The 15,286-nt window shown below is 70.4% G+C and carries 16 protein-coding genes; 13 read left to right on the top strand and 3 right to left on the bottom strand.

The window, feature by feature from the left end:
• Window positions 1–22 precede the first annotated feature (22 nt).
• A complete protein-coding gene (aztA, locus tag BJ988_RS22520; RefSeq protein WP_218861051.1) occupies window positions 23–676 on the bottom strand; it encodes a zinc ABC transporter ATP-binding protein AztA in 654 nt (217 codons plus the stop codon).
• Window positions 677–731: 55 nt separating this feature from the next.
• Here aztA and aztB point away from each other — a divergent pair, with 55 nt between their 5' ends.
• Genes aztB through aztD form a run of 4 tightly spaced genes read left to right on the top strand, consistent with a single transcriptional unit; the run spans window position 732 to window position 4,954 of the window.
• Complete coding sequence (gene aztB, locus BJ988_RS22515; protein ID WP_179660117.1) at window positions 732–1,619, top strand: zinc ABC transporter permease AztB; 888 nt, start codon at window positions 732–734, stop codon at window positions 1,617–1,619.
• Window positions 1,580–2,812 carry an ABC transporter gene (locus BJ988_RS22510; protein ID WP_179660116.1) on the top strand — a complete coding sequence of 411 codons (1,233 nt, stop codon included), beginning with the start codon at window positions 1,580–1,582 and terminating at the stop codon, window positions 2,810–2,812. Before aztB ends, BJ988_RS22510 begins: the two co-directional genes overlap by 40 nt.
• The gene (gene aztC / locus BJ988_RS22505; protein ID WP_179660115.1) at window positions 2,809–3,729 is read left to right on the top strand and encodes a zinc ABC transporter substrate-binding protein AztC; all 921 of its coding nucleotides are present in this window, start codon (window positions 2,809–2,811) and stop codon (window positions 3,727–3,729) included. The genes BJ988_RS22510 and aztC overlap by 4 nt, the downstream gene beginning before the upstream one ends.
• 10 nt (window positions 3,730–3,739) lie before the next feature.
• Entirely contained in the window at window positions 3,740–4,954 is a 1,215-nt protein-coding gene (aztD, locus tag BJ988_RS22500; protein WP_179660114.1) for a zinc metallochaperone AztD, read from the top strand.
• 55 nt (window positions 4,955–5,009) lie between these two features.
• Here the strand turns inward: aztD and BJ988_RS22495 are convergent, their stop codons facing one another.
• Complete coding sequence (locus BJ988_RS22495; RefSeq protein WP_179660113.1) at window positions 5,010–6,065, bottom strand: aldo/keto reductase; 1,056 nt, start codon at window positions 6,063–6,065, stop codon at window positions 5,010–5,012.
• Between the two features lie 90 nt (window positions 6,066–6,155).
• On the opposite strand from BJ988_RS22495, the gene BJ988_RS22490 reads away from it, so the two are divergent.
• The 4 genes from BJ988_RS22490 to BJ988_RS22475 all read left to right on the top strand — a co-directional run bounded on the left by BJ988_RS22490 (window position 6,156) and on the right by BJ988_RS22475 (window position 8,494).
• Window positions 6,156–6,743, top strand: a complete 588-nt coding sequence (locus BJ988_RS22490; protein ID WP_179660112.1) for a TetR/AcrR family transcriptional regulator — start codon at window positions 6,156–6,158, stop codon at window positions 6,741–6,743.
• A gap of 119 nt (window positions 6,744–6,862) precedes the next feature.
• Window positions 6,863–7,204, top strand: a complete 342-nt coding sequence (locus BJ988_RS22485) for a nuclear transport factor 2 family protein (RefSeq protein WP_179660111.1) — start codon at window positions 6,863–6,865, stop codon at window positions 7,202–7,204.
• 35 nt (window positions 7,205–7,239) lie between these two features.
• Window positions 7,240–7,635 (top strand): VOC family protein, encoded by a 396-nt coding sequence (locus BJ988_RS22480; RefSeq protein ID WP_179660110.1) that lies wholly within the window; start codon window positions 7,240–7,242, stop codon window positions 7,633–7,635.
• A 10-nt stretch (window positions 7,636–7,645) separates the two neighbouring features.
• Window positions 7,646–8,494, top strand: coding sequence for a helix-turn-helix transcriptional regulator (locus BJ988_RS22475; RefSeq protein WP_179660109.1), 849 nt, complete (start codon window positions 7,646–7,648; stop codon window positions 8,492–8,494).
• A gap of 44 nt (window positions 8,495–8,538) precedes the next feature.
• On the opposite strand, the gene BJ988_RS22470 is transcribed toward BJ988_RS22475, so the two are convergent.
• Window positions 8,539–8,958: a MarR family winged helix-turn-helix transcriptional regulator gene (locus tag BJ988_RS22470; protein WP_179660108.1), complete on the bottom strand. Its 420-nt coding sequence runs from the start codon at window positions 8,956–8,958 to the stop codon at window positions 8,539–8,541.
• 84 nt (window positions 8,959–9,042) lie between these two features.
• Here BJ988_RS22470 and BJ988_RS22465 point away from each other — a divergent pair, with 84 nt between their 5' ends.
• The 5 genes from BJ988_RS22465 to couO are packed head-to-tail and all read left to right on the top strand — an operon-like array spanning window position 9,043 to window position 15,206.
• Complete coding sequence (locus BJ988_RS22465; RefSeq protein WP_179660107.1) at window positions 9,043–9,840, top strand: crotonase/enoyl-CoA hydratase family protein; 798 nt, start codon at window positions 9,043–9,045, stop codon at window positions 9,838–9,840.
• Window positions 9,837–11,834 (top strand): acetoacetate--CoA ligase, encoded by a 1,998-nt coding sequence (locus tag BJ988_RS22460; RefSeq protein ID WP_343051740.1) that lies wholly within the window; start codon window positions 9,837–9,839, stop codon window positions 11,832–11,834. Before BJ988_RS22465 ends, BJ988_RS22460 begins: the two co-directional genes overlap by 4 nt.
• Window positions 11,831–12,751, top strand: coding sequence for a 3-hydroxyacyl-CoA dehydrogenase NAD-binding domain-containing protein (locus tag BJ988_RS22455; protein WP_179660106.1), 921 nt, complete (start codon window positions 11,831–11,833; stop codon window positions 12,749–12,751). The genes BJ988_RS22460 and BJ988_RS22455 overlap by 4 nt, the downstream gene beginning before the upstream one ends.
• Before the next feature lie 38 nt (window positions 12,752–12,789).
• On the top strand, window positions 12,790–14,325 hold the full coding sequence (locus BJ988_RS22450; RefSeq protein ID WP_179660105.1) for an acyl-CoA synthetase: 1,536 nt from the start codon (window positions 12,790–12,792) through the stop codon (window positions 14,323–14,325).
• Window positions 14,322–15,206 (top strand): 4-hydroxyphenyl-beta-ketoacyl-CoA hydrolase, encoded by an 885-nt coding sequence (gene couO, locus BJ988_RS22445; RefSeq protein ID WP_179660104.1) that lies wholly within the window; start codon window positions 14,322–14,324, stop codon window positions 15,204–15,206. Before BJ988_RS22450 ends, couO begins: the two co-directional genes overlap by 4 nt.
• Window positions 15,207–15,286: the final 80 nt, after the last annotated feature.

The following is a 15,286-nucleotide window of genomic DNA, read 5'->3' as shown; positions in this document are numbered from 1 at the left end:
GCCCGGCCTCGGCGGGCCACGTTCACCAGCCGACGACGCGACCGTCCTCGAGCCGGATGACGTCGTCCGCGGCGGCGATGCTCTCCTCGTCGTGGCTGACGCAGACGATCGTGGTGCCCCGGGCGGCCTCCTCGGCGAGGATCTCGCGGGTGCGCTGCCGGCTGGCGGCATCGAGCCCCGCGGCAGGCTCGTCGAGGAGCAGGATCTCGGTGTCCTGGACGATGCCCTGAGCCAGCAGCGCGCGCTGGCGCTGCCCGCCGGAGAGCTCTCCGAACGTACGCTGCTCGAGGCCGGTCAGGCCGACCCGGTCGATCACCTCCGCGACCGCGCTCCGCCGGTCGGCGCGCCTGCTGCCCAGGTGACCCCGGGTGCGGCCCCAGGTCCCGATCGCAACGACGTCGTGGACGGTCACCGGTAGGGCGTCGGGCGTCGAGGGTCGTTGCACGACCAACGCGAGCCGTCCGTCGCGGTCGATCACGCCCCGTCGCGGGCTCCGCACCCCGGCGAGCAGCTCGACGAAGGTCGACTTTCCCGACCCGTTCGGCCCGGTGACGGCGGTGACCGAGCCAGGCGAGAAGCGTGCGCTGACGTCGTGGAGCACGTCGTGGCCGTCGTAGCCGAAACAGAGGCCGCGGGCGGAGAGGTGTGGGGAGTCGGTCTTGTCGAGGGGGAGCACATGCAGCACTATAGCAATTGGTAACCATTCTCATTAAGCGTTAGAGTCCCGGTTCGTGTCACCGATCATCGAGCCCTTCCGGACCGACTTCATGCTGCAGGCGCTGGCCGGCGGAGTGCTGGTCGCGGCGATCTGTGGAGTCGTCGGCACCTGGGTCGTGATCCGCGGGATGGCGTTCCTCGGGGAGGCGATCGGGCACGGGATGCTCCCCGGCGTCGCCCTCGCGACGGTCCTCGGCGCACCCGTCATGCTCGGTGGCGCCGTGAGCGCGATCGTCATGAGCGCGACCATCGGAGCGCTCCAGCGCCGCGGCCGGCTGACCTACGACACCAGCATCGGGCTGCTGTTCGTGGCGATGCTCTCGCTCGGCGTCATCATCGTCTCCCACTCGCGCAGCTTCGCCACGGACGCGACGGCGATGCTGTTCGGCGACGTACTCGCCATCGGCACCGCCGACGTCGCCGGCCTCGCCGTCGCCCTTGCCATCACTCTCGCCATCGCCGCGGGCTTCCACCGGTCGTTCGTCGCCTCGGCCTTCGACCCCCGGATCGCCCGTACGTTGGGCCTGCATCCGCAGCTGGCGCAGGTGATGCTCGTCGGTCTGGTGACCCTCGCCGTGGTCGCTTCCTACCAGGCGGTCGGCTCGCTGCTCGTGATCGCGCTGCTCCTCGCGCCGGCCGTGGCTGCCGGCCAGTGGACCACGAGGATCCCCACGACCATGGCCTGCGCCGCCGCGATCGGCGCAGTCGCGGTCTTCATCGGCCTGACCGCCTCCTGGTACGCGGAGACCGCCGCCGGGGCGTCGATCGCCTGCGCGGCGATCCTCACCGCGGTCGCCTCCGGGCTGCTCCGCAGCGGCCTCGGTCTCCTTCGCCGTCTGTCCCCCACCTCCGAAAGGACCACATGCACCGCAGGACACTCGCCGGCGTCGTCACAGGGCTGACGCTGGCCGCCACCACGGGGTGCGGCGGCTCCCCCGCTCCTCGGGCCGATGACGCGAGCGCCGGCTCGGGGAAGGACCATGGCGCCGTCGAGGGCGCGCAGGAGGTCGCCGAACCCCAGCTGCACCTGACCACGATCGACGCCGGCGGTGCGGTCGCCCAGCTCGACCTGATCGAGGGGAGCTCCGCGAAGGTCGGAACCGTCGGCGTTCCGAGCGCGGTCGACAGCGACGGCCGCTACCTCTTCGCGACCACCGCGGACGGCGTGGAGATCGTCGACAGCGGCGTGTGGACCTGGGACCACGGCGACCACTTCCACTACTACCGGGGCGAGCCGGCGCTTCTCGGCACGGTCGAGGGCGACGGCGACGGTGACGTGACGGTGGCGACCGGTCCGCTGTCGACGGCCGGCGCGACGGGGGTGTTCTTCGCGGGCAGCGGAGAGGCGGTCCTGCTGGACAACGAGGCCCTCGCCGACGGCGAGGTGCGCGAGCGGTTCCGGCTTGACGCCGAGCCTCATGCGGGGCTGGTCGCGCCGTTCGGCGACGGCGCCCTGGTGACGGTCGCCGACGGCGGCGAGGTCACCGGGCTGACGTATCACGACGCCGACGGCAGTGCGGTCGGAGAGCAGATCCCCTGCGCCCAGGCGAGCGGCACGATCACCACCAAGGTCGGCGTCGTCGTCGGCTGTGCCGACGGTGCGGTGCTGGCCACCGAGGCCGACGGGGAGCCCCGCTTCGAGCGGATCGACTATCCGAAGGGCACGACGGCGCCGCGGGCGACGACGTTCGAGGGGCGAAAGAGCCGCCCGACGGTCGCCGCACTGTCCGGGACGACCGGGATCTGGCTCCTCGACACCCGTGAGCGGACCTGGAGCCACCTCGACGCCGGCGTACCGCTGCGCCAGGTGGTCGCCGTCGACGACGAGGAGGGGCACGTGCTCGCCCTCGACACGACCGGCCGTGTCCGCGTCTTCTCTGCTGAGGACGGCAAGCAGCTCGCCGCGACCGAGCCCCTCGTGGACCTGAGCGAGGCCGCCGCGGGAGTCGACCTGGTCGTCGACCAGGAGCGGGCCTACCTCAACGTGCCGGAGAAGGGGGGCGTCCACGAGATCGACTACGCCGACTCCGCACGGGTCGCCCGGACACTCGAGACGCCCACCGCCCCGGTGTTCTTCACGGAGACCGGCCGATGAGGCGCCTGCTCGGGGCCGCGGTCGCGGCCGCCGCGATGACACTCACCGGCTGCGTCGGCGCAGCCGACGGCGACGACCGCCCGCACATCGTGGTGACCACCAACATCCTCGGCGACGTCGTCACCAAGACGGTCGGCGACACGGCCCGGGTCACCACGCTGATGCGCCCCAATGCCGACCCGCACTCCTTCGAGATCTCGGCACGGGAGGCCGCGATGATGCGCGATGCCGACCTGCTCGTCTCCAACGGGCTCGGCCTCGAGGAGGGCCTCCAGCGCCACCTCGACAAGGCGGCCGAGGCCGGCGTCGAGACGTACGTCGCGGGTGAGCAGATCGACGTCCTCGACTATGCCGAGGGGGACTCCGCGGGCACGCCGGACCCGCACTTCTGGACCGACCCGGCGCGGATGCGCGAGGTCGTCGACGGCCTCGAAGCGGTGGCGAAGGACGTCGACGGCGTCGACGACCGGGCGGTGGAGCAGGCGGCGGCTGCGTACCGCACCGAGCTCGAGGAGCTCGACCAAGAGATGACCGACTCCTTCGCGAGCATCCCGGAGCAGCACCGCAGCCTGGTCACCAACCACCACGTGTTCGGCTACCTGGCCGAACGGTTCGGGTTCCGGGTCGTCGGCGCGATCATCCCCGGTGGGACGACCCTGGCCGCGCCCAGCGCCGCGGACCTGCGCGACCTGACCGAGGCGATCGAGCAGGCCGGTGTGCCGACGATCTTCGCCGAGTCCTCGCAGCCGGACCGCCTCATCCAGGTGCTCGCCGACGAGGCGGGCGTCGACGTCGGCGTCAGCGAGCTGTTCACGGAGTCCCTGACCGAGAAGGGCCGGGGCGCCGAAACCTACCTGACCATGATGCGCGCCAACACCGAGCGCATCACCAGCGGGCTCTCCGAGCCCACCGATTGAAAGGCGCACCATGCAGACCCCACAGAAGCGTGCCCTCCGGGCCGTCGCGGCGGTGGCCGGCGTATCGCTGGCCCTCTCGGCGTGCGGATCCACCGCCGAAGGCGACGAGTCCAAGAACCAGAAGTCGGCAGACGCCGGCAACCGCCTCGCCGTCTCCTACGCCAACGGGATCGCCGTCCTGGACGGTGAGACCCTCGAGGTCGTCGACGAGTTCGAGACCGAGGAGTTCGTACGCCTCAACTCGGTCGGTGACGGTCGCAACCTCATGGTGACCACCAGCAAGGGCTTCCAGGTGCTCGACACCAAGAGCCCCGAGCTGACCGACCTCGTCTTCGAGGCCGACGCCGGTGGCCACGTCGTCCACCACGGCGACAAGACGGTCCTCTACGCCGACGGCAGCGGCGAGACGACGATCTTCGAGACCGACGCGCTCGGCGACGCGGGTAAGCTCCCGGAGACGACGACCTGGACGGCGCCCGAGGCCCACCACGGCGTCTCGATCGTGCTCGAGGACGGCACCCTGCTGACCACGGTCGGGACCGAGGAGAGCCGCTCGGGAGCGATCGCCCTCGAGGCCGACGGCGACGACCCTTCGACAAGCTCAGGACATCGCTTCAAGGAGGCCGCCACCAACGACACGTGCCCCGGCATCCACGGCGAGGGCACCGCGGCCGACGAGGCGGTGGTCTTCGGCTGCGAGGACGGCGCCCTGCTCTACCGCGACGGTGCGTTCGAGAAGCTCCAGGCGCCCGACGAGTTCGGCCGGATGGGCAACGCGTACGTCTCCGAGACCAGCCCCATCATCGTCGGCGACTACAACACCGACCCCGACGCCGAGGGCTACCTGCTCGACAGCGTCGCCCTGGTCGACACCGAGAAGAGCACCTTCAAGCCGATGGCGCTTCCCGAGGGTGTCGAGTACACCTTCCGCGACGTGGCGCGCGGACCGGAGGACCTGGCCTACATCCTCGCCACGGACGGCTCGATCCACGTCCTGGACCCCGCGACCGGCAAGATCACCGACGAGTTCCCGGTCGTGAAGCCCTGGGAGGGACCGGCGGAGTGGCAGGACCCGCACCCGGCGATCAAGGTGAGCGGTGACATCGCGTACGTCACCGAGCCGGCCAGCAACACCGTGCACGCCGTCGACCTCACCTCCGGTGAGGTCACCGCCTCCGTCGAGCTCTCCGAGCAGCCGAACGAGATCGCGATCGCGCTCGGCTGAGCCCGCCACCCCTCTCGCCCCACCGCCCGCCCAAGGCGGCGGTGGGGCCTCGCCGTCAGGCCACGGGCGTGGTCGGCAGGATGAATCGGTGGGGGTCGTCGCCGAGCATCGGTGCCTGGATCGTGGTATTGATCTCGTGCGGTACGCCCATGCTCGGTGCGCTCACGTCGGTGAGGCGCGCGTACTGCTCCGGGGTCAGGTCTAGGTCCAGCGCGCCGAGGTAGTCAGTGAGCTGGTCCATCGTCCGCGGCCCGATGATGGGGACCAGAGCTGTGGTCGAGCGGTCACCGCGTGCGCGGAGCCACGCCATCGAGACCTGGGCGGCGCTCCGACCGGTCTCGGCTGCGACGGCCAGCACCGCGTCGATGACCGCGGTCCGCTGGTCGGTCGACTCGGTGGGACTGATGCGGGCCGGATCGGTCATGCGTCCCTCGCCGCTCGTGCGGTACTTGCCGGTCAGCAACCCGCCGGCCAGAGGTGACCACAGGTTCGCGGCGAGTCCGAGCGACTCTGCCATCGGCAGCAGCTCCCGCTCGGCGCTGCGCTCGGCCAGGCTGTATTCCATCTGTACGCCGACGATGGGTGACCAGCCGCGCAGGTCCGCCTGGCTGACGGCCAGCGAGACCTTCCAGGCCGGGTAGTTCGACAGGGCGCCGTGATGGATCTTCCCGCTCCGGACCAGGTCGTCCAGCCCGCGCAGGATCTCCTCGATCGGCGTGTACTGGTCGGGGAAGTGGACCCAGAACATGTCCAGATAGTCGGTCTTGAGTCGCTTGAGGCTGGCTTCGACCGAGGAGATCATCGCCTTCCGGGTGGTGCCGTGGTTGGCGCGATCGGGGGCCTCGGGATTGCCGAGCCCGTACTTCGACGAGAGCACGAAGTGGTCGCGAGTCGTGGTGAGAAGATCGCCGAGCATGACCTCGGACTGTCCGCCCTGGTACATCGCGGCGGTGTCGAGGAATGTGCCTCCGGCGTCGGCGTATCGGTCGAAGATCGCCCTCGCCTCAGGGGCAGGGGTCCCGCTGGACCATTCGGTGCCGAAGTTGCCCGTTCCCAGGGCGTACTCGGAGACCCGTAGGCCGGCCTGTCGACCAAAGCTGGTGTAGCGCATCAGATGCTTTCCTCGCTGGTAAACCGATCGTCTTACCAGCGACGCTAGCAGCAGGTGGCGGTGAAGTAAACCGATCGGTACCATCGGGGGATGGAGAACACACCGACGGTGCGCGAGGGCGGCCGGGGCGCGCGCGAGAGGATCTTGGCCGCAGCCGAGGAGCTGTTCTACGGCCAGGGCGTGAACGCCACCGGTATGGCAGAGCTGGCCGCGTCGGCTCATGTGTCGAAGCGGACTCTCTACCAGCAGTTCGCGACGAAGGACGAGCTGATCGAGGCTTGCCTGCGTCGGTTCCAGGATGAAGAGGTGCTGGGCAACGAGCTGGCCCTCAAGCGTACGGACCTCACACCTCGGGAGCGGCTCCTGGCGCTCTTCGCCGCGCCGGCGCCCGGGTTCCCTCTTCGTGGCTGTCTCTTCAGCAACACGGCGGTCGAGATCGCCGACACGACTCACCCGGTCCGCGAGTTCGTCGCCGACCACAAGCGTCGGTTCGCCGAGCAGGTCGTCGACATCGCTCGGCAGGCCGGCGCCTCGGACCCGGAGGCACTCGCCGGTCAGCTGTCGGTCCTCTTCGACGGTGCCAGCGCCCGAGCAGCGGTGCTCAGCAGCGCGGCCCCGTACGAGCAGGCCCGGGCGGCCGCAGAGGTGCTCATCGAGCACGCCGTCGTCGGTGAATGACGCCGACCTCGGGGGGGCCGCACGCCGAGCCAGGGTGCGCTGCACCCTGGTGCCGCCTCGATCTGACGCACAGACTCGGACACATCAGGCACGAGGCCCGATCGAAGGAAGGGGTCGCCATGACCATCACCGAGCAGCACGCGGTCGTCGAGGACTGGATCGCCGCCACCGACAGCCACGACCTGATGCGCTATCTGGCGCATTTCAACGAGGACGCTGTGCTCGACGACCCCTCGGTGGGTCGGCAGTTCAACGGCCGCGGGGAGATCGCGGAGTACTTCCGGTCCTACTTCATCGGCTACAACACCCGGACCCGGCTGCTCGGCACCGAGGCCCGCGGCGGACTGCTGCACGTCGAGGTCGACTTCACCGGCGACTTCCCCGGGGGACAGACCGGTGGGACCTTCGACCTGACGTTCGACGGCGAGCGGATCGCCAACGCCACCGCCGACCTCACCTGAGCCAAGCCACATCGACACGTGACTACGGAGCACCCATGACGAATCCTCTGCCCATCCCGCCCGTCACCCTGGGAGCCATCAACATGGAGGCCGAGGACCCGCAGGCCCTCGCTGCCTTCTGGGCCGAGGTCACCGGTGGTACGCCGGCGGTCTCGGGTGACCACGTCTACATGCCCGCGGCGCACGATGGCGGTTTCGCCATGTTCTTCCAGCCCATGACCGGACCCCGGCCGGACCGCGCCGCGTCCCATCTGGACCTGACCGTCCCGTGGGGCAGCCGTGTCGCCACGGTCGACCGGCTGCTCGATCGTGGCGCCACTCACCTGTGGGACGTGCTCGAGGAGTACGAGCATGTCCAGTGGACCACCCTGGCCGACCCGGAGGGCAACGCGTTCTGCGTGGCCGAGCATCCGCCGGTCGCCGGACACTAGAGTGGCGGCCATGGCTGCGGCTCCCACCCCGCTCGGTGAGTTCCTCCGAGCCCAGCGCGCCAGGATCAGTCCCGGGGACGTCGGCCTCCCCGATGTCGGCGTGCGTCGGGTGCCGGGCCTGCGCCGGGAAGAGGTCGCGGTGCTCGCCGGAGTCAGCGCCGACTACTACGCCCGGCTCGAGCAGGGCCGTGAACGGGCCCCGACGGCATCCGTGGTGGAGACCCTCTCGGTCGCTCTCCTGCTCAGCGCCGACGCCCGCGACCACCTCTTTCGCCTGGCCCGCCTCTCGCCCGGCTCCCAGGGCATCGGCGGACAGGTCAGCGCCGAGCTCAACGTGCTTCTCGACGCCTTCCCTCAAGCAGCCGCGTACGTCGTCGATCCGGTCTTCCGGATCATCGCCGCCAACCCCACGGCCCGGGAGTTGCTCGGGCCTCAGCAGCTCGAGCGTGGTGCGATGCGCTTCCTGTTCGTCGAGCCCGGGGCTCGTAAGTACTTCGACGACTGGGAGCAGGTCGCGCGAGCCGGCGTCAGCGCGCTCCGACTCGGCGTCGGGTACGCACGACCGCACCCGGACCTGCTGCCTCTGATCGACCAGCTGCGCGCGTCGTCCCCGGACTTCGCGACTCTGTGGGCCGACCAGACCGTGGCCGGCCTCGCCGTCACCCACAAGGTGATCAACCATCCTGAGGTCGGCCGGATCGCGCTGACCTACCAGACCTTCGACGTACGCGATGCCCCCGGGCAGCAGCTCACGGTCGCGACCGCCGTCCCTGGCACTTCCAGCGCCGATGCGCTCTCGATGCTCGGCAGCCTTCACGCGACCCGTGCGACCACTGCTCCTCGCCCGTCGGCCACCTGAGCTCGCCGGGCGGCCGTAGGGTCGGAGATGGTGAGCGAAGGTCCCTAAGACAGCGCCCGGCGGGCGGTGTCGAGGAACGTACGGAACGACTCTCGGTCCTCGGGTCCGAGCTCGGCCAGCATCTGCTCCTCGAGCTCTTCGACGCGCGGGTCGTAGGTGTCGAGCAAGGTGCGGCCCTCGGTGGTGAGGCTGATCAGCATGCGGCGCCGGTTGTCGGGGTCGGTGCGGCGCTCGATGAGGCCGCGGCGCTCGAGGGCACCGATGAGATCGGCGGCGGACTGGGCGCGTACGAACGAGGCGCGGGCCAGGTCGGCGGCGCTCATCGTGGGGCGGCGCTCGAGCACCGAGAGGGCGGTGTACTGCAGGGCGGTGACCCCTGATTCCTTCAGGACGGCGTCGAGGCGGGCTCGGGTGGCGAGCTCGAGCTGCTTGACGACGTAGAGCAGCAGGGGTGCGTCGGTCATGCGGTCATTCAAGCATCGCTGCGCTTGCGAGAGGCGCCTACTTCTGCGATTATCAGGATTCCTGTCAATCAAGAGGAGTTCATGATGCTGGGAACCTCCCCATGGTCGGCGTTGCCCGATGCCCTGCGCGCCGAGCGCGTCGACGACATCGCGGTGCTGACCCTCGCCCGTCCCGCGAAGCGGAACGCGCTCAGCGATGAGGCGGTGCTCGGGATCGAGCGGTTCTTCGATGGCCTCGAGCCGGACGTACGCGCCGTCGTCATCGACGCGGACGGCGACCACTTCTGCGCCGGGCTCGACCTGTCCGAGATGACCGAGCGCGACACCCTCGCCGGAGTCACCCACTCGCGGATGTGGCACCGGGTCTTCGAGAAGATCGAGTTCGGGCCCGTCCCGGTCGTGGCGGCGCTGAAGGGCGCCGTGGTCGGAGGCGGCCTTGAACTGGCCGCCGCCGCGCACATCCGGGTTGCGGAGGAGTCCACCTTCTACGCTCTGCCCGAGGGGCAGCGCGGGCTCTTCGTCGGCGGCGGTGCCTCGGTGCGCGTCCCACGGCTCATCGGGGTCTCCCGGATGGCCGACATGATGCTGACCGGCCGTCGCTACGACGCGCAGGAGGGGCTGGGACTCGGCCTGAGCCAGTACGCGGTCGCCGACGGCACCGGCCGCAAGACCGCCCTCGAGCTGGCCGGCCGGATCGCCCAGAACGCGCCGCAGACCAACTTCGCCGTCGTGCAGGCGCTGCCGCGCATCGCCGAGGCCAACCCCCGTGACGGCTTCCTGATGGAGTCGCTGATGGCCGCGATCGCGCAGGGGACCGACGACGCCAAAGGTCGGATGCAGGACTTCCTCGACGGCAGGGCCAAGAAGGTGACGGACCAGTGAGCGCGACCCAGCAGCAGATCGAGCAGGGCGACATCGTCTGGACGCCGCCGACGGACGTGCTCTCCACCTCCCGCGTCGGTGAGTTCCTGGCCTGGCTCGCCCGCGAGCGCGGCCTGGAGATGACCAACCACGACGAGCTGTGGCGCTGGTCGGTGACCGACCTCGACGGCTTCTGGTCGGCGGTGTGGGAGTTCTTCGGGGTGCGGAGCCATGCTGCGTACGACGCCGTCCTGACCTCCCGAGAGATGCCGGGGGCGCGCTGGTTTCCGGGCGCGCTGCTCAACTATGCCGAGCACGCGCTCGGCGCCGACGAGGATCTCGACCGGGTCGCCGTGCTCGGCCGTTCGCAGACCCGTGACGACGTCGAGCTGACCTTCGGCGACCTGCGCGACCAGGTGGCCCGGGCGCGGGCGGCGCTGATCAGGCTGGGCGTACGCCGCGGCGACCGCGTCGCCGGCTATCTCCCCAACATCCCCGAAGCCCTGGTCGCCTACCTCGCCACCGCCAGCCTGGGCGCGACCTGGGCGAGCTGCGCGAGCGAGTTCGGTCCGCGCAGCGTGATCGACCGCTTCGCCCAGATCGAGCCGGTCGTGCTGCTGGTCGCCGGCGGCTACCGCTATGGCGCCAAGGACATCGACCGGCGCGAGCAGGTGGCCGAGATCCGGGCCGAGCTGCCGTCGGTGCGCCACGTGATCGATGTCGAGTACGGCCCGCATCGCGTCGACGACGCGCTCTCCTGGACCGCCCTTCTCGCCGCGGAGGAGGGCGCCGAGATCGCTTTCGAGCCGGTGCCCTTCGACCATCCGCTCGTGGTGCTCTTCTCCTCCGGCACGACGGGTCGCCCGAAGGCGATCGTCCACGGCCACGGCGGCGTCCTGCTCGAGCACCTCAAGAACCACGGGCTGTCGTGGGACATGGGACCCGAGGACCGGATGCTCTGGTTCTCCACGACCGCCTGGATGATGTGGAACGCCCTGGTCTCCTCGCTGCTGGTCCGCTCCTCGATCGTCATGGTCGACGGCAACCCGATGCACCCCGACCTCACCTGGCAGTGGCGGCTCGCGGCCGAGACGGGAGCGACCGTGATGGGTGCCAGCCCCGGGTTCGTGATGGCCTGCCGCAAGGAGGGCGTCGACCTCAGAACCCTTGGTGAGCTGCGGGTTCGCGTCCTCGGCTCGGCCGGAGCGCCACTCCCGCCCGAGGGCTATGCCTGGCTTCGGGAGCAGCTCCCGGGCGCCCAGATCAACGTCGGCAGCGGCGGCACCGACGTCTGCTCCGGCATCGTTCAGAACAACCCGCTGCTCCCGGTCTACGCCGGCGAGATCTCCGGTCGCTGCCTCGGTGTCGACGCCCACGCGTTCGACGAGTCCGGCCGCCCGGTCACCGGCGAGCTCGGTGAACTGGTGATCACCTCGCCGATGCCCTCGATGCCGGTCGGCTTCTGGGGCGATGACGACGGGTCGCGCTACCGGAGCGCCTACTTCGACCACTATCCCGGCGTGTGGCGCCACGGTGACTGGATCCTCTTCCACGACAACGGCAGCTGCCACGTCGCGGGTCGCTCCGACGCGACCCTCAACCGCGGCGGCGTACGCCTCGGCACCGCCGAGTTCTACCGCGTCGCCGAGGAGGTGGACGGCGTCGCCGACTCGCTGGTCGTCCACCTCGAGGACCCCGACGGAGGCAACGGCGAGCTGCTGCTCTTCGTCGTCACCGACGAGGGCTCTCGCCTCGACGACCAGCTCCGGGCGCGCCTGGTGGGCGCGCTGCGGTCGGCGCTCTCCCCACGGCACATCCCTGACGAGGTGATCGAGGTGCCCGCGGTGCCGCGCAACCTCACCGGCAAGAAGCTCGAGCTGCCGGCCAAACGCATCCTTCAGGGCGTACGTCCCGAGGATGTCGCCAGCCGGGACGCGCTCGCCGACCCGGCATCCCTGGACCCGTTCGTCGCGCTGGCGACCTCGGGCGCGCTGAGCCGAAGGAGCAGCTCATGAGGAGCGGCCAGAAGGTTCGTACGCTCGGGGTCGTCGGCACCGGCGCGATCGGGGTCAGCTGGGTGGTGCTCGGGCTCGAGCACGGGCTCGACGTGGTCGCCTGGGACCCGGCCGAGGGTGCCGAGGAGCGGCTGCGGGCGCAGATCCCGAACTCGCCGCTGGTCGAGCCGCGAGGCACGCTTCGCTTCGCCGAGAGCCTCGCCGAGGTCGGGCGTGAGGCCGACCTGGTGCTCGAGAGCGGGCCCGAGCGGCTGGAGGTCAAGCGCGAGATCTTCGCCGCGCTCGACGCGGCCGCCGCCCCCGACGTACTCCTGACCAGCAGCTCCTCGGGCCTGATGCCGAGCACCTTCCAGGACGCCTGCACCCACCACCCGGAGCGGGTGCTCGTCGCCCACCCGTTCAACCCGCCGCACCTGGTGCCGCTGGTCGAGGTCGTGGGCGGCTCGGCGACATCGTCGGATGCCGTCGACGCTGCCCTGGAGACCCTGCGCCACCTGGGCAAACGTCCCATCCACATCCGACGCGAGGTGCCCGGCCACGTCGCCAACCGGCTCCAGGCGGCGCTGTGGCGCGAGGCCTACCACCTCGTCGACCAGGGCATCGTCTCGGTCGCCGACATCGACACCGCGATCTCCGACGGCCCTGGTCTGCGCTGGTCGCTGCTCGGCCCCTTCGCGACCCAGCACCTCTCCGGCGGTCCTGGCGGGCTCGGCCACGTGCTCGAGCACCTCGGCCCGCCGATGGTCGACTGGTGGGACGACCTGGGTCATCCCGCGCTCACGCCTGCTCTGGTCGAGAAGCTGGTCGACGGCGTCGACGAGGAGCTCGACGGGACCTCGGCGGAGGAGCTCGTCGAGCGCCGCGACCAGGCGCTGCGGCGACTGCTGGAGATCAAGGCAGATATCGGACTCGGCTGAGTCCACGAGCTGAGTCCACGAGAGGAACGAGGATCGACATGTTGGACAGCGGCATCGGATCGTGGCCCGCCCGCCGGGCCCGGATGACCCCTGGCGCACGGGCGTTCGTGCAGGACGACGCGGCGGTAACGTACGCCCAGGTCGACCGCCTCGTCGAGGCGCTCGCCCACGGCCTGCGTGCCCGCGGCGTCGCAGCCGGGGACCGGGTCGCCTTCCTGGGCCTGAACTCCGTCGAGCTCGTGGTGACGCTCTTCGCCACCGCGCGGCTGGGCGCGATCTTCCTGCCGCTCAACACCCGGCTGGCGCCGCCGGAGCTCGCCTGGATCCTCGCCGACGCCGAGCCGGTGCTCCTGGTCCACGCCGACGACTTCGACGCGACCGTCGCCGCCGAGCCGGTCGCGGCCCTCGGGCTGCCGAGCCACCGGTTCACCGCGTCCGGCGGCCGCGGTCTCGACACGCTGGCCGAGGTCGCCGAGGTCGCGGGGGAGCGGATCGACGTCGAGGTCGGCCTGGGCGACGTCTTCATGATCCAGTACACCTCCGGCACGAGCGGCCGCCCCAAGGGCGTGATGCTGACGCACGGAAACATCGCCTGGAACGCCTTCAACCTGCTCGTCGACGTCGATCTGCGCTCCGACGAGGTCGCGCTGGTCACCGCTCCGCTGTTCCACACCGCCGCGCTCAACCAGGTGCTGCTCCCGACCTTCCTCAAGGGTGGTACGTCCCTCATCGCGGCCCGCTTCGACCCGGCTTCGGCGATCGCCACCATCGAGCGTGAACGGGTCACCCTGCTCTTCGGCGTCACCTCGATGTACCAGGCTCTCGCCCAGGAGCCGACCTGGGCCACCGCCGACCTCGACAGCCTCCGCTCGGCCCTGAGCGGCGGCGCGCCGATCCCGCGCACGCTCCTCGACACCTGGCAGTCCCGCGGCCTGCACATCATCCAGGGCTACGGCCTGACCGAGGCCTCCCCGGGGACCACCATGCTGCGCGCCGGCGACGGCCTCGACAAGCTCGGCTCGGCCGGCACTCCCTGCTTCTTCACCGACGTACGCGTCGTGGCGCCCGGCAACGATGAGGCGGCTCCCGGCCAGACCGGTGAGGTGCACGTCAGCGGTCCCAACGTGACTCCCGGCTACTGGCGCAACGAAGCGGCGACGGAGGCTGCCTTCGACGGACCCTGGCTGCGTACGGGTGATGTCGCGATGCTCGACGACGACGGCTTCCTCTACGTGGTCGACCGGGTGAAGGACATGTTCATCAGCGGCGGCGAGAACGTCTACCCGGCAGAGGTCGAGCAGGCGATCTACACCCATCACGGCGTGGCCGAGGCCGCCGTCATCGGCGTCCCCGACGAGCGCTGGGGCGAGGTCGGTCGCGCCGTCGTCGTACGCCGCCCCGGCACCGCCCTCACCGAGTCCGACCTGCTCGAGCACCTCGGCGGCCGGCTCGCCCGCTACAAGATCCCCAAGGTCGTCGTCTTCGTCGACGAGATCCCGCACAACGCCTCCGGGAAGCTGCTGAAGTCCCGGGTGCGCGAGCTGTACGGCACCCCGGAAGGAACCACCCGATGACCCGCTACGAGCCCCGCATCGACACAGCCTCGATCCGAGCCCTCGACATGCACACCCACGTCGAGGCAGACCATCACGGCCACTTCTCGCTCGACCAGGAGCTGATGGACGCTTCCGCGGCGTACTTCCGCGGCGACCACCCGCGCACGCCGACCGTCGACGACCTCGCCGCCTACTACCGCGAGCGCGACATGGCCGCGGTGATCTTCACCGTCGACGCCTCGACCGGTCTCGACCACCCGCCGCTGTCGAGCGAGGAGATCGCCGAGCGGGCGACCGAGCACGCCGACGTGCTGATCCCGTTCGGCTCGGTCGACCCTCGCAAGGGCGAGGCGGCCGTGAAGCAGGCGCGCCGGCTCGTCGAGGACTACGGCGTACGCGGCTTCAAGTTCCATCCCGGGCTGCAGGCGTTCTCGCCGGCCGCCCCTGAGCACAGTCCGCTGTGGGCGACCCTCCAAGAGCTCGATGTGGTCGCGCTGTTCCACACCGGCCAGACCGGGATCGGTGCCGGCCTTCCGGGCGGACGCGGGATCAGGCTGCGCCACTCCGACCCGCTGCTGCTCGACGATGTCGCCGCCGACTTCCCGGACCTCCAGATCGTGATGGCGCACCCCGCCGTCCCGTGGGTCGACGTCCAGATCTCGATCGCCACCCACAAGGCCAACGTGCACATCGACCTCTCGGGCTGGTCGCCGAAGTACTTCCCGCCCCAGCTGGTCAAGCAGCTCAACGGCCCGCTGCGCCACAAGGTGCTCTTCGGGTCCGACTTCCCGTTGATCACCCCTGACCGCTGGTTCGCCGACCTCGACAAGCTCGAGATCAAGGACGAGGTCCGACCGCTGTTGTTCCGGGACAACGCGCTCCGTCTGCTCGGTCTCTAGGCCTCTCTTTTCACCGCCGGACCCCTTGACGGGGTGACGTGTATCACTAGAATTGACAGGAATCCTGATAAACAGGAATC

This window comes from Nocardioides panzhihuensis (assembly GCF_013408335.1).
Lineage (GTDB): Bacteria > Actinomycetota > Actinomycetes > Propionibacteriales > Nocardioidaceae > Nocardioides > Nocardioides panzhihuensis.
Note: the sequence above shows the minus strand (reverse complement) of the source record. Positions and strands in the feature narration are given on the sequence as shown.